At 72.3% G+C, this 16824-nt stretch carries 13 protein-coding genes and 1 pseudogene; 7 read left to right on the plus strand and 7 right to left on the minus strand.

Annotated elements, in window-relative coordinates; genetic code table 11:
• Position 1: 1 nt before the first annotated feature.
• From AB0N63_RS20075 to AB0N63_RS20090, 4 genes are all read right to left on the minus strand, one after another.
• Complete coding sequence (locus AB0N63_RS20075; RefSeq protein ID WP_365530327.1) at positions 2-1960, minus strand: ABC transporter permease subunit; 1959 nt, start codon at positions 1958-1960, stop codon at positions 2-4.
• Positions 1960-3333, minus strand: a complete 1374-nt coding sequence (locus tag AB0N63_RS20080; protein ID WP_365530328.1) for a glycine betaine/L-proline ABC transporter ATP-binding protein — start codon at positions 3331-3333, stop codon at positions 1960-1962. The genes AB0N63_RS20075 and AB0N63_RS20080 overlap by 1 nt, the downstream gene beginning before the upstream one ends.
• Positions 3330-4862, minus strand: a complete 1533-nt coding sequence (locus tag AB0N63_RS20085) for a GMC oxidoreductase (protein WP_365530329.1) — start codon at positions 4860-4862, stop codon at positions 3330-3332. Before AB0N63_RS20085 ends, AB0N63_RS20080 begins: the two co-directional genes overlap by 4 nt.
• A gap of 73 nt (positions 4863-4935) precedes the next feature.
• Complete coding sequence (locus AB0N63_RS20090) at positions 4936-6456, minus strand: aldehyde dehydrogenase family protein (protein ID WP_365530330.1); 1521 nt, start codon at positions 6454-6456, stop codon at positions 4936-4938.
• 310 nt (positions 6457-6766) lie between these two features.
• Here AB0N63_RS20090 and AB0N63_RS20095 point away from each other — a divergent pair, with 310 nt between their 5' ends.
• The 3 genes from AB0N63_RS20095 to AB0N63_RS20105 all read left to right on the plus strand — a co-directional run bounded on the left by AB0N63_RS20095 (position 6767) and on the right by AB0N63_RS20105 (position 11074).
• Positions 6767-7153 (plus strand): hypothetical protein, encoded by a 387-nt coding sequence (locus tag AB0N63_RS20095; protein WP_365530331.1) that lies wholly within the window; start codon positions 6767-6769, stop codon positions 7151-7153.
• 446 nt (positions 7154-7599) lie between these two features.
• Positions 7600-9648 carry a discoidin domain-containing protein gene (locus AB0N63_RS20100; RefSeq protein WP_365530355.1) on the plus strand — a complete coding sequence of 683 codons (2049 nt, stop codon included), beginning with the start codon at positions 7600-7602 and terminating at the stop codon, positions 9646-9648.
• 355 nt (positions 9649-10003) lie between these two features.
• Positions 10004-11074, plus strand: coding sequence for a glycoside hydrolase family 43 protein (locus tag AB0N63_RS20105; protein WP_365530332.1), 1071 nt, complete (start codon positions 10004-10006; stop codon positions 11072-11074).
• A 103-nt stretch (positions 11075-11177) separates the two neighbouring features.
• On the opposite strand, the gene AB0N63_RS20110 is transcribed toward AB0N63_RS20105, so the two are convergent.
• Positions 11178-11648: a hypothetical protein gene (locus tag AB0N63_RS20110; RefSeq protein ID WP_365530333.1), complete on the minus strand. Its 471-nt coding sequence runs from the start codon at positions 11646-11648 to the stop codon at positions 11178-11180.
• Between the two features lie 96 nt (positions 11649-11744).
• On the opposite strand from AB0N63_RS20110, the pseudogene AB0N63_RS20115 reads away from it, so the two are divergent.
• Positions 11745-12092 (plus strand): annotated as a pseudogene (locus tag AB0N63_RS20115) (MerR family transcriptional regulator); the annotation flags it as partial.
• 231 nt (positions 12093-12323) lie between these two features.
• Here AB0N63_RS20115 and AB0N63_RS20120 read toward each other — a convergent pair.
• The gene (locus AB0N63_RS20120; RefSeq protein WP_365530334.1) at positions 12324-12665 is read right to left on the minus strand and encodes an STAS domain-containing protein; all 342 of its coding nucleotides are present in this window, start codon (positions 12663-12665) and stop codon (positions 12324-12326) included.
• Between the two features lie 350 nt (positions 12666-13015).
• Between AB0N63_RS20120 and AB0N63_RS20125 the strand changes: the two genes are divergently transcribed.
• The 3 genes from AB0N63_RS20125 to AB0N63_RS20135 are packed head-to-tail and all read left to right on the plus strand — an operon-like array spanning position 13016 to position 16181.
• Positions 13016-14602 carry a PP2C family protein-serine/threonine phosphatase gene (locus AB0N63_RS20125; protein WP_365530335.1) on the plus strand — a complete coding sequence of 529 codons (1587 nt, stop codon included), beginning with the start codon at positions 13016-13018 and terminating at the stop codon, positions 14600-14602.
• Positions 14599-15669: a cobalamin-dependent protein gene (locus AB0N63_RS20130; RefSeq protein ID WP_365530336.1), complete on the plus strand. Its 1071-nt coding sequence runs from the start codon at positions 14599-14601 to the stop codon at positions 15667-15669. Before AB0N63_RS20125 ends, AB0N63_RS20130 begins: the two co-directional genes overlap by 4 nt.
• A 2-nt stretch (positions 15670-15671) precedes the next feature.
• A complete protein-coding gene (locus AB0N63_RS20135) occupies positions 15672-16181 on the plus strand; it encodes an STAS domain-containing protein (protein ID WP_365530337.1) in 510 nt (169 codons plus the stop codon).
• Between the two features lie 370 nt (positions 16182-16551).
• On the opposite strand, the gene AB0N63_RS20140 is transcribed toward AB0N63_RS20135, so the two are convergent.
• Positions 16552-16824: helix-turn-helix domain-containing protein (locus AB0N63_RS20140; RefSeq protein ID WP_365530338.1), on the minus strand; the 273-nt coding region annotated here is incomplete at its 5' end.

Raw genomic sequence — 16824 nt, forward strand, 5'->3', positions numbered from 1 at the left:
GTCAGGCTCCCTTCCCCGCGCGGCGCTCCGTCGGCTGGGTCACCCGGTCGAGCATCAGCCCCAGGCAGACGATGGCCGCACCCGCCACCAGACCGGTCGCCAGGTCGCCCTGAGCGAGGCCGAACACCACGTTGTAGCCGAGCGCCCCACCACCGACGAGACCGCCTACGACGACCACGGCGAGCACGAGCACCACGCACTGGTTCACGGCGAGCAGCAGGGCACGCCGGGCGAGCGGCAACTGGACCTGCCACAGCTGCTGGGCGCCGGTGGCGCCCAGCGAGCGCGCCGCCTCCAGCGCACCCGGGTCGACCTGGCCCAGTCCCTGGCCGACGATGCGGATGACGGCGGGCAGGGCGTAGATCACGGCGGCGGCCGCCGCGGGGGCCCGGCCGACGCCGAACAGCGCCACGACCGGGATCAGGTACACGAACTGCGGCATGGTCTGGCAGACGTCGAGCACCGGGCGCAGGATCCGTTCGCACCGGGCGCTGCGGGCGGCGGCGACGGCGGCGGCGAGGCCGATCACCAGGGTGACGGCCACCGCGGCCAGCACCTGGGAGAGAGTGTCGAGGGAGGGCTTCCACACCCCGAGGACGCCGATCGCCGCCATGGCCAGCGTCGCGGTGAGCGCGGTGCGCCAGGTGCCGATCAGCCAGGCCACCGCGGCGACGACGAGGAGCAGCCCCCACCAGGGCAGCCACTGGAGGCCGTCGCGGATCGGGTCCAGCACCCAGGTGGTGAAGTGGGCGGCCCAGTCGGCGGTGCCGCCGACGACGGGGACCCCGCTGTAGAGGTGGTCGACCATCCAGTCCTTGGCGGTGTCCACCGGCGCGGCGATGTCGGCGACCCAGCCGCCCGGCCAGGTCAGGGTGTCCGTGAGCCGGCCGGTCAGGACCGCGGCGGCCGTCACGACGGCCAGGACGGGCCAACGGGCCGCGGTCCGCCGCGACGTGGCCCCGGCGCCCTCGCCCAGGCGCTCGCCGACGGCGGCGGTGACGCGGTCGAGCACGACGGCGAGCAGCACGATGGGGATGCCGGCCGCCAGTGCGGCGCCCACGTCCACGGAGGCCAGCGCCTGGTAGACGCGGTCGCCCAGACCACCGGCGCCGATCATGGACGCGATCACGGCCATGGAGAGCGCCATCATGATCGTCTGGTTGACGCCCAGCATGATCTCCTTGCGGGCGAGCGGCAGCCGGGCGGTCAGCAGCCGCTGCCGGAAGGTGGCGCCGAGCGACTCCACCGCCTCCATCACCCCGGGGTCGGCGGCACGCAGGCCGAGCGAGGTCAGCCGCGCCATGGGCGGCGCCGCGTACACGACGGTGGCGAGGACGGCCGCGGGGACGCCGATGCCGAAGACCAGGACGACGGGCAGCAGGTAGGCGAAGGCCGGGAGCACCTGCATGGTGTCCAGGACGGGGCGCAGAGCCCGCTCCAGGCGGTCGGACAGCCCGGCGGCGAGCCCGAGGAGCGTGCCGAGGACGACGGAGGCGAGGACGGCCACGACCATGAGCGCGAGGGTCTGCATGGTCGGCACCCACATGCCGAGGACGCCGCAGGCGAGCAGGGCGGCGGCGGTGCCGGCGGCGAGGCGTACCCCGGCCACGCGCCAGGCGACGAGGGCGCCGAAGACCGTGACGCCGGTCCAGCCGGCGGCCAGCAGGGTCAGATAGACCGCGCGGACGGAGAGGACGACCGCGTTGCTGATGTAGCCGAAGAAGTACAGGAACAGCGGGTGGCTGTCCCGGTTGTCGATGACCCAGTCGCCGGCGGAGGCGAGCGGCTTCGTCAGGTCGACGGTGAGGGCGTGCGGCCAGGCGGCGCCGGGCCAGCGGGCGGCGGCCCAGGGGGCGAGGACGGCGGCGACCAGGGCCAGCAGGAGCAGCTTGCCGAGGGCCCGGCTGCGCAGCAGGCGGGGAGCGCCGGTGCGGGCGGCGGTGACGGACAGCGTGGCCATCAGATCACCTCCGGACTCGTGCGCCGCGGGGGCGGTGACGCCTGGCCGCGTCGCTGCCCGGCTCCGGCGGCACGCGCGTCGGACCCGGCGCCGGGTGCCGCGGCCGCGGAGGCCGCGCCGGGGACGCCGGCGCCGGAGGCCGGTTCGGCATCAGGCGCGCCGGGCTCCGCGGTGGAGGTCACCGAAGGTGTGCCGGTGGGGGAGGCCGCCGAAGGGGCTTCCGCGGAGGCGGGCGCATGGGCTTGGCCGGCGGCCGAGATGGCGTCCGACTGCTCGGGGGCGGACGGGGCGGCGGGGCCTGGCGGGGCCGACGGCCCGGCCGTTCCGGCGACCACTCCCAAAAGCGTGTCGGAGTCCACGACGCCGAGGCACCGGCCCGCGTCCATGACCCGGGCCGCGGTGCCCGCGCGGGCCACCGCCTCGATCGCCTCCGCGACCGTGGCCTCGGGGCGGACCGCGGGACCGGCGGCCGCGTCCGCCGCCGACGCGGGGCGCATGGCCGTACGGACCGTCAGCACCTGGTCGCGCGGGACGTCCCGGACGAACTCGCGGACGTAGTCGTCGGCGGGGGAGCCGACGATCTCCTCGGGGGTGCCCAACTGGACGACCCGGCCGTCGCGCATCAGGGCGATCCGGTCGCCGAGCTTGAGGGCCTCGGAGAGGTCGTGGGTGATGAAGACCATCGTGCGGCCCTCCTCACGGTGCAGCCGGACCACCTCGTCCTGCATGTCGCGCCGGATGAGCGGGTCGAGGGCGCTGAACGGCTCGTCGAACAGCAGCACTTCGGGATCCACGGCCAGGGCGCGGGCGAGGCCGACCCGCTGGCGCTGGCCGCCGGAGAGCTGGCCGGGCCGGCGTTTCTCCATGCCTCCGAGGCCGACCTTGGCGACGACTTCCGCGGCCCGCTCGCGCCGCTCCGACCGGCCGACCCCCTGGATCTCCAGGCCGTAGGCGACGTTGTCGAGGACCGTGCGGTGGGGGAGCAGGCCGAAGTGCTGGAAGACCATGGCGGCGCGGTGCCGGCGCAGTTCGCGCAGGCGGCCCTTGTCCATCGCGCGCACGTCCTCGCCGTCGATGGCGATCGTGCCGGCCGTCGGCTCGATCAGCCGGGTCAGACAGCGCACGAGGGTGGACTTGCCGGAGCCGGACAGGCCCATCACGACGAAGACCTCGCCCTTGCGGACGTCGAAGGAGACATCGCGGACGGCGGCGGTGCAGCCGGTGCGCGCGCGCAGCGCGGCGGCGTCCAGGGAGCTGAGCCCGGGGTCGGCGGGGACGCGGTCGGCCTTGGGGCCGAACACCTTCCACAGGCCGTCCACGGAGAAGACGGGGGCGTCGGTGGGGGGCTTGCGGGTGGGGACGGGGAGAGTCATCGGCGCTCGCCTCCGATCAGCTCGGCGGCCTTCTCCCCGACCATGAGCACCCCGATCATCGGGTTCACGGCGGGCATGGTCGGGAAGACGGACGCGTCGGCGACGCGGATGCCGGACAGGCCGCGGACGCGCAGTTGGGGGTCGACCACGGCCAGCGCGTCGTCGGCGGCGCCCATCCGGCAGGTGCCGGCCGGGTGGTAGACGGTGTGCGCCACCTTGCGGGCGTACTCGCTCAGTTCGGCGTCGCCGACGACCTCGGGGCCCGGGCAGACCTCCCGCTTGAGCCAGCCGGCCAGTGGCTCCGCCTCGGCTATCTCGCGGGCGATGCGCAGGCCGTCGACGAGGGTACGGGCGTCGTAGTCCTCCTCGTCGGTGAAGTAGCGGAAGTCCAGGGCGGGTTTCACCGACGGGTCGGCGCTGGTCAGGAACAGCCGGCCGCGGCTTCTCGGCTTGGGGATGTTGGGGGTCATCGACACGCCGTAGGCGGGGCGTTCGTAGCCGAGGCGCTCGGGGTTGTCCGTGAACGGGATCTGGTAGAAGTGGAACATCAGGTCCGGGCCAGGCTGTTCGGGGTCGCGGCGCACGAACAGGCCGGCGTCGGAGTCCATCGCGGAGTTCTCCGGGATCGGGCCGTGCGTCTCCCAGACGATCACCGACTCGGGATGGTCGAGCAGGTTCTCGCCGACGCCCGGCAGATCGTGCGCGACCGGGATGCCCAGGGCCTCCAGTTCGGCGCTGGGCCCGATGCCCGAATGCAGCAGCAGCCGCGGGGAGTCGACGGCGCCCGCGCACACGACGACCTCGTGGCGAGCCCGCACCAGCAGTTCCTCGCCCTCCTTGGTGCGCACGTGGACGCCCTCGGCGCGGGTCCCGTCCAGCTCCAGCCGGTACGCCCAGGTCTCCAGGAAGACACGGAGGTTGGGGCGCTCGTCCATCACCGGGTGCAGATAGGCGACGGAGGCGGAGGAGCGCTTGTTGTCCTCCGGGTGGTAGGCGAGGTCGAAGAAGCCGACGCCCTCGGCGAACGGCTTCTCGTTGAAGCCCTCGACGCGGGGCACCCCGAGCGCCGCTCGGGCGGCGTCGACGAAGTCGCGCGCGATGGCGTTGCGGTCCTTCTCGTCGACCGGGACGATGTTGTTCTTGAGGCGGGCGAAGTAGGCCTCCATGGGGACGGCGCCCCAGCCCTCGGCGCCGGCCCGCTCCCACTCGTCCCAGTCGGAGGGGAGCGGCTTGAAGGAGATCAGGGTGTTGTGCGAGGAGCAGCCGCCGAGGACGCGCGCCCGGCTGTGCCGGATGTGGGAGTTGCCGCGCGGCTGTTCGGTGGTCGGGTAGTCGTAGTCCAGGTCGCCGCCGAGCAGGCCCATCCAGCGGCGCAGGGTGAGGACGTCGTCGCGGCCGACGTCGCTCGGGCCGCCCTCGATGACGGCGACGGTGACGTCCGGGTCCTCCGTGAGGCGGGAGGCGATGACGGAACCTGCGGTGCCGCCGCCGACGACGACGTAGTCGAATTCGTGGGTGTGATCCGGCATGGGGTGGTTACTCCTGTGGGGTGGGAGAACGAGCGGGTGTCGCGGCTGGTCGGCCGGCTGGGCGAGTGGGGGCTCAGCCGGCGAACCAGCGCACCGGCTTCGGCGCGAGGTTCTGGTAGACGTGTTTGGACTCGCGGTACTCGGCGAGCCCGGCGGGACCCAGTTCGCGGCCGGTGCCGCTCTTGCCGAAGCCGCCCCACTCCGCCTGCGGCAGGTAGGGGTGGAAGTCGTTGATCCAGACGGTGCCGTGCCGCAGCCTGCCGGCGACACGGCGGGCCCGGCCGGCGTCGGTGGTCCACACGGCGCCCGCGAGACCGTACTCGGTGTCGTTGGCGAGGCGGACGGCCTCGTCCTCGGTGCGGAAGGTCTCGACGGTGAGGACCGGGCCGAAGACCTCCTCGCGGACGACCTTCATCTCGCGGTGGCAGGCGTCGAGGACGGTCGGCTCGTAGAAATAGCCCGACTCGGGGCGCCGCTCCGACGGTTCGGGCCGCTTGCCGCCGCAGCGCAGCACCGCGCCCTCGGCCAGCGCGGACGCGACGTACGCCTCGACCTTGGCGCGCTGCTGTGCGGAGACGAGCGGACCGCACTCGACGCCGTCCTCCGTGCCGCGGCCGAGTCTGATCTTCCGGGCGCGGCGGGTGAGTTCGGCGACGAACCGGTCGCGGACGGACTCCTCGACGATCAGGCGCGCGCCGGCCGAGCACACCTGGCCGCTGTGGATGAAAGCGGCGTTGAGGGCCTGGTCGACGGCGGTGTCGAAGTCCTCGTCGGTGGCGCAGACGTCGGCGAAGACCACGTTGGGGTTCTTGCCGCCGAGTTCGAGTGCGACCTTCTTCACGCCGGGGGCGGCCGCCTGGGCGACCTTGGTGCCGCTGGCCAGGCCGCCGGTGAAGGAGACCAGGTCGACGCCGGGGTGCTCGGCGAGCCGGGCGCCGACGGTGTGACCGGGGCCGGTGACGATGTTGGCGACCCCGGCGGGCAGCCCGGCCTCGGTGAGCAGCTCGATCAGCGCGACGGTGGTCAGCGGGGTGATCTCGCTCGGCTTGACCACGAAGGTGTTGCCGGCCGCGAGCGCCGGGGCGATCTTCCAACTGGCCTGGAGGAGCGGGTAGTTCCAGGGGGTGATCAGCGCGCAGACACCGACCGGCTCATGGACGACGACGCTGTGGACGTCGGGGGAGCCGGCGTCGACCACCCGGCCCGGGGCCTCGGCGGCGACCAGGTCGGCGAAGTAGCGGAAGGCGTCGGCGACGCAGTCGACGTCGACGCGCCCCTCCTCCAGGGTCTTGCCGGCGTCGCGGCTCTCCAGCAGGCCGAGTTCCTCGCGGTCGCGGACCAGGAGGTCCGCGGCGCGGCGCAGCAGCGCGGCACGTTCGGCGACCGCGGTGCGGGGCCAGGGGCCGTGGTCGAACGCCTGCCGGGCGGCGGCCACCGCCTTGTCCGCGTCCTTCTCGTCCCCCTCGGCGACCACGGCGAACGGCCTGGCGTCCGCCGGGTCGAGGATCTCGCGCGTCGCGCCGGAGCTCGCCTCGAGCCACTCGCCTCCCGCGTGGATGGTCGCCCGGACCTGTCGTTCCGTTCTGTCCACCATGATCAGTACAGCCTTCCGTTCCTGTTCCGTTCCCCTGCGTCACACGCGTGTCACGCTCGGGGACCGGGCCACCTGCCCGACCCTGTGGATCGCATGCGCAATCGGTGACCGAAAGTGCGCGGTGTCACTGAGAAGACGGCCGAAAGAGGGGCGAAAGGGGCTGCGAAGGGGCGTGCCTGCCGGGAAGGTCGGTGCGGTCGACCGGGACGCATCGCACCGAGCCCGATCGAGGGGCGGACCGCGTCCTCGTGCCGGGTGCCTCCGAGGGCGGATCACAGGGTGCCGGGCGGCTGCTGTCACACTGGGTGTCATGCCGAAGAAGCGGGCGTCCGACAGGAGTTTCGCCGATGTGGTGGCCGACATGGTGGCCACGGACGGGACCGGTCCGGCGGAGGGCTGGTCCTCCCCGGCGACTTCGGGCGAGCTCGTCGACGAGCGGGGCTGTCTGTGGACGAAGAGCCGGGGGCCGCTGGATGTGCGGCTCGCCAAACGGCTCGTGCGCGGCGCGGACGAGATGATCGTCGGTGAGGGCGCCGGGGAGGTGCTCCGGCCCGTTCCGGAAGAGGAGCGCGAGGCGGCGTGGGCACTGGTCGAGGACGGACTCGGCACAGCAGGGTCGGGCACGTGGACGTACCAGGCGCACGCCTTCCGCTCCGGGGACGGCCGCGTCCTGCTGTACGTCGAGGAGTTCTGCTGACGCGTGACGGCCGACGTGCGCGGCGGCGCGGGAAGGCGGTCAGGAGTTCCCGGCCGGCCTCGTTCACGCCGCCCGCGTAGAACTCTGCGCCCTTAAGTCAAGGTGAAAGTAAAGGCGTTGAAGTTCTTGACCGGCACATGACGGACGGGCATGGTTCCGGAGGACGCTCTCCCGTCCCCGCCGCCGTGCGACCCGTGGCCGCCGGTCCGCCCACGGCCGCCGCGCGAGCGAGCCGGGGGCGGACGCCGACCAAGCGGGGCACCGGGCCAGCGGCGCGGGGCCGTGCGCCCCGGTGAGGTATCCGCGCAGCCGCGGCGCGAGGCCGTCGCGGTGGCGGACGGAGAGCGCGGTCCCGCACTGCCCGGCGACATCAAGGAGACCCCGTGATCGGCGAACCCCCAGCCCTGTCCCCTCCCAGATCCTTCCGTATGACGGTCCTGGCCTGTGTGACGGTGCTCGTCGCCGCCCTCACCCTGGCCGTCACGCAGTCACCGGCCCGTGCCGCCGGAACCCTGCTCTCGCAGGGGAAGCCGGTCACGGCCTCCTCCACCGAGAACGGCGGCACCCCGGCCACCGCCGCGGTCGACGGCGACCTCGGTACGCGCTGGTCCAGCGCGGCCGCCGACCCCCAGTGGCTCCAGGTCGACCTCGGCACCGGAGCGACGATCAGCTCCGTCACCCTGAACTGGGAGACGGCGTACGCCACGGCGTACCGGATCCAGACCTCCACCGACGGCACCACGTGGAAGGACCTCTACACCACCACGACGGGCCGGGGCGGCACCGAGAACCTCTCCGTCGACGGCTCCGGGCGGTACGTCCGCCTCACCGCCACCCAGCGGGCGACCCAGTACGGAGTGTCCCTCTGGGAGTTCCAGGTCTACGGAACGGCCGGCACCGCCAGCGCCTGTTCGACGGCCGATGCCGCACTCGGCAGGCCCGCCACCGCCTCCTCCACCGAGAACGCCGGCACCCCGGCCACCGCCGCGGTCGACGGCGACCCCGGTACGCGCTGGTCCAGCGCCGCCGCCGACCCCCAGTGGCTCCAGGTCGACCTCGGCTCCCGGCAGAGCGTCTGCGGCGTCCAGTTGAGCTGGGAGACGGCGTACGCGAAGGCCTACCAGATCCAGGTCTCCGACGACGGCGCCTCCTGGACCAGCGTCTACAGCACGACCACGGGCGCCGGCGCCACCGAACTGATCTCGACGGCCGGCACCGGCCGCTACGTTCGGGTCTACGGCACCACCCGCGCCACCCAGTACGGCTACTCCCTCTGGGAGTTCCAGGTCTTCACCGGAGGGACGACGTCCCCGCCGGGCGACGGCGCGACGCTGCTGTCGTACAAGAAGCCGGCCACCGCCTCGACGTACCAGAACGCCAACAGCTGCGTCGACTGCACCCCCGCGAAGGCGTTCGACGAGGACCCGGCCACGCGCTGGGCGACCAGCGACGCCAACGGCTGGGTGGACCCGGGCTGGATCGCCGTCGACCTCGGCGCGACCGCGCACGTCACCAAGGTCGTCCTCCAGTGGGACCCGGCCTACGCCACCGCCTACCAGATCCAGACCTCGCCCGACGGAGTCAACTGGACCAGCATCTACTCGACGTCGAACGGCAAGGGCTTCAAGGAGACCCTGAACGTCGACGGCACCGGACGCTGGGTGCGGATGTACGGCACGGCGCGCAGCAACGGCTACGGCTACTCGCTGTGGACCTTCGACGTGTACGGCACCGGCGGCAACCCCACCGCCCCGCCCCCGCCCCCGGCCGACCCGGGCAATCCCACGCATCTGGTGTGGAGCGACGAGTTCAACGGCCCGGCGGGCAGCAAGCCGGACGCCACGAAGTGGACCCAGGATCCGGGCAACGGCCAGAACGGCGAGCTGGAGTACTACACCAACGGCGACAACACCTCGATGGACGGCAACGGCAACCTCGTCATCGAGGCGCGCAAGGAGGCCAACGGACAGTACACCTCGGGCCGGATCAACACCTCGGACCACTTCGACTTCACCTACGGCCACGTCGAGGCACGCATCAAGGTGTCGGGCACGCAGGGGCTGTGGCCGGCCTTCTGGCTGCTGGGATCGAACTTCAGGACCGGCACCCCGTGGCCCAACTGCGGTGAGATCGACATCATGGAACACGTCGGCAAGGTCGCGGACTCCGTCTACTCCACCCTGCACGCACCCGCGTACAACGGGGGGAACGGCTACGGCTCCCCCTACACGGTCGCGGGCAGCGACTTCGCCGCCGCCTTCCACACCTACGCCCTGGACTGGAACTCCAGCCGTATGACGTTCTCCGTGGACGGCAAGAGCTTCTTCACCGCGGACCGTTCGACGGTGGAACAGACCCGGGGCCCCTGGGTCTACGACCACCCCTTCTACATCATCCTGAACAACGCGGTGGGCGGCGACTGGCCCGGATCGCCGGACGCCACGACCGTGCTGCCGCAGAGGATGCTCGTCGACTACGTCCGCGTGTCGCAGTAGCCGGCCGCCGCACCGGCCCCGGGCCGGGCCGCCGGCCCGGGGCCCTCGTGACGGCAGCGTCGTCGTCAGCCGGTCGGCCGGTCCGGCGAGTTCGATCACTGGTCGTTCCTGGGTGATTCCGGTCGCCTTTGTTCCGTGCTACGTTCCGCCTACCGCGGCTCGGACCGCATGCCCGGGGCCGACGCACGAGACCCGCCCCCATCTTTGTCATGCATAGGACGTGATCGACCTCGCCACCCCGGGGCGTCGACGCCGTGGACCTGATCCCCGCACCGAAGCACAGGCGCGGCGCGGAGTGGGCGAGCCCCCCCCGCCGCTCGGCATCGCAACGGATTCCGACCATGGGAAGGGAACCATGAGACTTTCTCGCCGTCTTTCCGGAGCCGCGGCCGTGGTGCTGTCCGCTCTCCTCACCGCAGTCCTGTCCCTGACGTCCGCCGGACCCGCCCAGGCGGGGCAGACGGGTCTGCGGGCCGCGGACCCGAGTGTCCTGCGGGTCGGTGGCACCTACGTCTCGGTGCAGTCGACCGGCGGCGGCATCGCCGTGCGCCAGGCCTCTTCGACCGACGCCCTGGCCTCGGCGCCCGCCCGGCAGGTCTGGTCGGACACCCGCGGCCTCGGCGAGGTCTGGGCACCGGAGATCGTGCGGGACGGCGGCCGCTACTACGTCTACTTCTCGGCGGGCCGCGGCAGCGCGCACCGGATGTACGTGATCAGTTCCGCGACCGCGGACAGCGGATACACCGCCGAGACGCGGCTGGCCCTGCCGGACGACAAGTGGGCCATCGACGGCACCCTGTTCACCTTCAACGGGCAGCGCTGGTTCGTCTGGTCGGGGTGGGCCGGTGACACCAACGTCGAGCAGAACCTCTACATCGCCCGCATGAACACCCCGACCGCGCCGACCGGCGCGCGCCACATCATCTCGCAACCGCGCGAGAGCTGGGAGCGGGTGGTCGGCGACCCGTTCATCAACGAGGCGCCGGAGGCCATCAAGGACCCGAACGGCCAGCTGCACATCGTGTACTCGGCCAACGGCAGCTGGAGCGACCAGTACTGCCTGGCCGACCTCAGGCTCCGGGCCGGCGGCGACCCGACGTACGTCTGGGACTGGTACAAGTCCAACGGCTGCCTGTTCGGCTCCAACCGCGCGACGATGATGCCCGGATGGGACCCGACGCTGTACGTCGACGGGCCCGGTCACCACAGTTTCGTCCTGCTGGACGGGGACATCGCCACCAGTCCGCCCGCCGGGCCGAAGTTCCCCCTGATGTTCCACGCCGTCCCCAAGGGCACCCCGTACTCGTGGGAGAACCGGTACTGGTACACCGGCAGCTTCTGCTGGTGGGGCAACACCGCCTACAGCCGCGCCAACGTCCCCGGCCCGAACACCGACACCGGCTGGAGCCTGAAGTTCTTCGAGTAGAGGGCCGGCCGAGTACCGCCGGCCCCACCCGCCCCGGGCCGGCCCGACTCCGGTCGTCCAAGCAGTCGCCGGCCACGGTGGCGGACACAGGACGGGCGGCGCGTCACGAGTTCTTCGAGCGTTCCAGTCGGCCGGCCCGGTGCTCGAGGCCGGCCCCCGTCGGGCGGTTCCGCAGCCAGGGGGCGAGCTGGGCGACCCCCCACGCGATCTCCAGGGCGAGGAACAGCCACAGTATCCGTGAGACACCGTGCAGCAGCGCGTATGCCATCCACGCCGAGAACAGGGTGCGCGCGATGCCGTCGAAGAGTCCGTGTGCCGGTAGCGGCCGGACGATCCGCAGCGCGGCCCAGACGACCACCACCGAGCCCATCAGATTGGCGTACAGGATCTGCCAGGAATCGAGTTCGGGCAGAGCGCCCCAGTCGAGCGCCTCACCCAGCGCGGACAACGCGTCGTGCACCCACGCGTACGTCCACGGCGTCACGAACCCCGCGGTGACGGCGAAGTCGTACCAGGCGCTCGCGCGTACGGTGCGAAGGCAGGCGGGGCGTACGGGGGCATCGGGACGCGTCATTTCGGGGCTCCGACTGTTGGGCTGCCAGCGACGCCTCACGCTAAACAGTGGAGTACGGTCCAAGGTCAAGCCCATGACGTGGAGGGGGCGTTGGGGATGCGCATCGGAGAGCTGGCGGCGCAGACGGGGATGACCAGGGACACGATCCGGTTCTACGAGAGAGTCGGCCTCATCGCAGGCCGGCGTCTGGCCAACGGGTATCGTGACTTCCCGCCCGAGGCGGTGGCCTGGCTGCAGTATGTCCGCGCGGCACAGACACTCGGATTCTCGTTGGCGGAGATCGCGCGGACCGGCGAGGAACTGCGCGGGGCGCCGGACGCGGCGGAGGCGCTGTCCGCGCTGTTCGAAGAGAAGATCAAGCTGGTCGACGCACGCATGTCCGAACTCGCTGCCCTGCGTGCCGAACTCGCCGAGCGCGTCGGTACCGGATGCCCCTTGCGGGCAGTCGGCCTGGATGAGGGCCACGGCGGGAGCAAGACCGGCCGAAGGCCGACCAAGGCACTCAAAGCGGTCAACCAGGGGCTTTCGTTCGGATCAGGCCCCGCGAGCCCGGCATGATCCGGACGACAGGCCCTGGAGCACTCCTCGTGCCGTCCGGTCACCCGGACGCCGCCGGGCGCCGGAACCCCGCGGGGGAGCGGGGCCGCGTTCGCACACCGGCCCACGCCGCGCGGCTCACCCTCCGCCGTTCGGGGAGTCGGGACGGGCCGTGCGGCGTGTGATCGTCATGACGGTGCCGAGACCCAGCCGCAGGAGCAGGTCGCAGAGGTGGTCCTGGACCTGGGTGAGCACCACCGCACCGCCCATCCGGTCCAGGCGCCGGTACCACGTGATGATCAAGGTGATGCCGGTCGAGTCCACGTGCAGGGTGTCCGAGGCGTCGAGGACGAGGTGTCGGCAGCCCTCGTCGATGATGCGGTCGCCCACGGCGCGCAGGCCGGGCGTGGTGTAGAGGTCGACGTCCTGCGGCAGTCGCGCGACCACCTCGTCGTCCGTGCGTTCGGTGACCTGCAGCACAGCGGACTCCTCCACCTCACCGGTCGGCGAACGCCTCGGCGACGGTTCGCTGGACTGGGTGACCACCCTACTGCCCGCCGGCTCGCGAAAACGCCTCTGTTCCCCTTGTCCGGCCCCCGGTACGACCTGTGTGGCGAATGTGATGGCGGTATGTGGGTTCGGAGGGCGCCTTGCATTGCCGAAGTGGCTGCGGGACGGTTGCTGGACGACATCTATTGCTCCAGAACAGAAAGGTGGTGAGGTGCGCACGATGCGTGCCTCCGTCTGTGTCTGCTTCCAGCGGTTCACCCGCCCACCCGCTCGGCGCCGCCCCCGCGAGGGGTGCCACATGGGATGACGCCCCCTGTCCCGTGTTGGTGATCGACCGCCACGGCTCTCTCGTACGCCTCAACAAGGCCGCCCGAGCCCTCCTGCCGGACGCGCCCGCCCGCGACTGGCTGCGCCAGGCGGCGCCACTCTGGTTGTCCGACGCGCACCGGCGCGCCGTCACCTCTCCGCGCCGCGGCGGCGCCGACCCTCCGGCCGGCCGCATCGGCGACCGGTTCTTCGAAGCCCATCCCACCGCCTCCGGCGACGGAGGCGTGGTGTGGTGGCTGCTCGACGACACCGACCGCCGCTACGCCGAGTCGGTCCTGAAGACCACGCAGGAGCGGGCCGACATACTCGCCGAGGCCTCCTCGACGCTGCTGTCGACGTTGAACGTGCCACGGTGCATGGAGGTGACCGCTTCGATGGCTGCGGAACACCTGGCGGAGGCCGCCCTCCTCGTCGCTCCACCGCAGGGACGGCGTCACCCGCTGACCTACGCCCGGCGCGGCGCACCGGTCACGCAGGTCATGCGACAGATCGATACGGGCAGCGTCCCCGGACTGACCGAGGCCCTGCAGGGATTCCCACCGGTTCCCGCCCGCTGGCTGAACCCCGCGGACCTTCCCGACTGGGCCGTCCCCGACGGTTTCTCCGGCCCGGTCGGGTCGGTGATCGTCACCCCGCTGCCGGGCCACGGAGTGCCCGCGGGAACCCTCGTCCTGCTTCGCTCGAGCACGGAGCAGGTGTTCAGCGAAGGTGAGGAGATCTTCGCGCGGCTCTTCGCCGCCAGGGCCGGAGCCGCGCTCTCGGCCGCCCGCCTCTACACCGAGCAGGCCGCGATCACCGCCACCCTGATGCGGGAACTGCTGCCGCCCTCCCTGACCCGTGTGCACGGCGTGGACTACGCGGGCCGCTATCGCGCGGCCAGGGACCACGAGCGCGTCGGAGGGGACTTCTACGACGTCCATCCCGGCGCCGGCCCCTCCGAGGAGACTCTCGTCGTCCTGGGTGACGTCGCGGGAAAGGGCCTGAACGCCGCGGTGCTCACCGGCAAGATCCGTAACACCCTGCACGCCCTGCTGCCCCTGGCCGACGACCACCAGCGGGTACTCGACCTGCTCAACGGCGCTCTTCTCTCGTCCCACCACGCCCGCTTCGCCACCATGGTCCTGGCCTCCGTGCGCCGCCGCGCGGGTAGGGCCGAGCTGCGGCTCACCAGCGCCGGCCACCTGCCGCCGCTCATCGTCCGCGCCGACGGCACCGTGGAGGAGGTCCCCACCCGCGGTACTTTGATCGGTGCGTTGCCGCTGGTGTCCGCCCGCACCGTGAAGACGGTGCTGAACGCCGGTGAGACATGCGTGCTCTACACCGACGGGATCACCGAGGCACGCGGTGGGCCGCTGGGCGACGAGTTGTTCCAGGAGCACCGTTTGAAGAGGGCACTGGCCGAATGCGCGGGGATGCCCGCGGAAGCGGTTGCGGAACGGGTGCAGATGCTGGCCGCCCAGTGGCTGGGGTCCGGTCGGCACGACGACATGGCCGTCGTCGCGATCAGCGCGCCTGCGACCGGGCCGCTGACCATCGTCAAGGAGCACGTGGACGGCGGGAGCGACGGGAGCAGCGGGTGACGCGGGCGAAACTGCGGGAGCTGTTGTGGCAGGCCGCGGTCGGCGGCGAGGAGTATGCCGCCGTGGGCGTCCTGGAGGACGCTCTGTCGGACGGCCTGGACGAGGAGGCGCTGCTGCTGGACGTCATCGCCCCCGTGCAGGCGAAGGTCGGCGTCGAATGGGCCGCCGACCGCCTCACCGTGGCCCAGGAGCACGCCGCCACCGCCATCAACGAACGCGCCATGGCCGCCGTCGCCCATCATCGACGGGACCGCCGGCCCCGTGCCGTGCGGCAGGGCAGGGTCACCGTGAGCTGCGTGGACGGCGAATGGCACGCCTTCCCCGCCCGTCTCGTCGCCGAGACGCTGTGGTTGCGCGGCTGGCAGGTCGACTACCTGGGCGCTCAGACGCCCACCGAGCACCTGATCGCCCACCTGCACGCCACCGATCCCGACGTGGTGCTGCTGTCCGGGTCGATCCCCACCCACCTGCCTTCCGCCCACGCGGCCATCACCGCCTGCCAGGCCGTTGGCGTGCCCGTCATGGCGGGCGGCCGAGCCTTCGGAGCCGACGGGCGCCACGCCCGCTGCCTGCGAGCCGACGCATGGGCACCCGACGCCCGAGGCGCGGCCGACGTGCTGGAAGCGGGTGTCTCCCGGCCTGGTCCGGCCACTGTCCGGCAGGTCGTCGACGACCTGCCGCACCTCGCCGACCAGGAATACACCCTGGTCACGCGAACGCGGGGCCAGCTGGTCAAACAGACCCTGGTCGACCTGGAGAAGCGTTTCCCCGCCATGCGCTCGTACACCGAGGTCCAGCGCGAGCGCACGGCCGAGGACCTCGCGCACATCGTCGACTTCCTCGCCACAGCCCTCTACGTCGACGATCCCGAGCTCTTCCAGTCGTTCCTCGGCTGGACCGCCGACATCCTCACCGCCCGGCACGTGCCCACCCGCTCCCTCGTCGCCGCCCTGCACCTCCTGACGGAGCAGTTGCACGACTTCTCCCGGGCCCTCGCCATGCTCCAGCGGGGTGCTGCGGCTCTGGCCCGGCACGCCTGCGATCCCGTCCCCGACCCCGACGCATGAAGATGACCCAACTGCCTCCCACCGAATTCGCCGTCACCGCGCATACCGAGCCCCCCTCGCTGACCGTACGGGTGGCGGGGGAACTCGACTACGAGACCTGCGACGACCTCGTGAGCACCGTGGTCGACCGCCTCAGTCGCCACGGCGCCGGACTGAACCGGGTGCGCCTCGACTTCCGCGAGCTGACCTGGATCGACTCGTCAGGTCTGTCGGCCCTGCTGATGATCCACCGGCACACCAGTGCCGCCGGTGCCGACCTCCTCCTCGACCACCCGCCGGACTTCCTGGAGCGCATGCTGCGCGTCACGGGCGTCCTGGACCATCTGACCGTCCCGGCCCTCGCCCCACCCGTGCGACGGGACGGGAGCGGAGTGCCTCCGCGGAGGTCTCCGACGTCACCGGATGCCGGGCCCGAGCAGCAGGTGTCGGGCGGTCGGCAGCCACGGCGGACCGGTGCGCGCTCGCAGCGTGCCGACACGCTGCGGGACGCGGAAAGCGCCGGATCCGGGTGACCTGCGGTCCCTCCAGCACGGTGGAACAGCGCCCGCCGCACGTCGGACGTGGCCGCGCGCGAGTGCGGGGCTCGGCGACGTTCCGCGGCCGTGGGGGACGACGGCCTTCAGGCCGCGGGGATCGGGCCGCGGGGTGAGGGTCGTCGTGCGGTGGCCGGCCGTCCTCGGACGTCGAGAAGCAGCTCGTCCGCGAGGGCGGCCGGTGCGGTTCCCTCCCGGCGGGCCGGGTGGGTGGATCGGCGCCGCCGGGATGCCGTCCGGGAACTGCTCCGGGGGCGTCGCCGGTGTGGCGGCGTCGCGCCGGCCGCGGGCCTGGTGCGGGTGGGAGGAGGAGCCCGCTGCCCTGCGCCGTGCCGGGGGTGGGGCGCTGCTACGGGGCGATCGGCTTCTTGTTGCGCTCGCTCTCGTCCTGCACGAGCAGGGAGAGCAGGGCGCCCACGGAGAGGCCGGCCTCCGCCGGGTGGCGCAGCACCTTGCCGGGATCGATGCGGTAGGTGTTCGTGCGTCCGTCGCGGGTGTGGGAGAGGTAACCGTCGCTCTCGAGGTCGGAGATGATCCGCTGGACGGCCCGTTCCGTGAGGCGGCAGTGGGCGGCGATGTCACGGATGCGGACGTTCGGGTTGTCGGCGATCGCGGCGAGTAC

Source organism: Streptomyces sp. NPDC093260 (assembly GCF_040683715.1).
Taxonomy (GTDB): domain Bacteria; phylum Actinomycetota; class Actinomycetes; order Streptomycetales; family Streptomycetaceae; genus Streptomyces; species Streptomyces sennicomposti.

Bases quoted from the DNA above. Each gene is read 5' to 3' on its own strand.
- AB0N63_RS20075 (WP_365530327.1), bottom strand. From the start codon at position 1,960: ATGGCCACGCTGTCCGTCACCGCCGCCCGCACCGGCGCTCCCCGCCTG.
- AB0N63_RS20080 (WP_365530328.1), bottom strand. From the start codon at position 3,333: ATGACTCTCCCCGTCCCCACCCGCAAGCCCCCCACCGACGCCCCCGTC.
- AB0N63_RS20085 (WP_365530329.1), bottom strand. From the start codon at position 4,862: ATGCCGGATCACACCCACGAATTCGACTACGTCGTCGTCGGCGGCGGC.
- AB0N63_RS20090 (WP_365530330.1), bottom strand. From the start codon at position 6,456: ATGGTGGACAGAACGGAACGACAGGTCCGGGCGACCATCCACGCGGGA.
- AB0N63_RS20095 (WP_365530331.1), top strand. From the start codon at position 6,767: ATGCCGAAGAAGCGGGCGTCCGACAGGAGTTTCGCCGATGTGGTGGCC.
- AB0N63_RS20105 (WP_365530332.1), top strand. From the start codon at position 10,004: ATGAGACTTTCTCGCCGTCTTTCCGGAGCCGCGGCCGTGGTGCTGTCC.
- AB0N63_RS20110 (WP_365530333.1), bottom strand. From the start codon at position 11,648: ATGACGCGTCCCGATGCCCCCGTACGCCCCGCCTGCCTTCGCACCGTA.
- AB0N63_RS20135 (WP_365530337.1), top strand. From the start codon at position 15,672: ATGACCCAACTGCCTCCCACCGAATTCGCCGTCACCGCGCATACCGAG.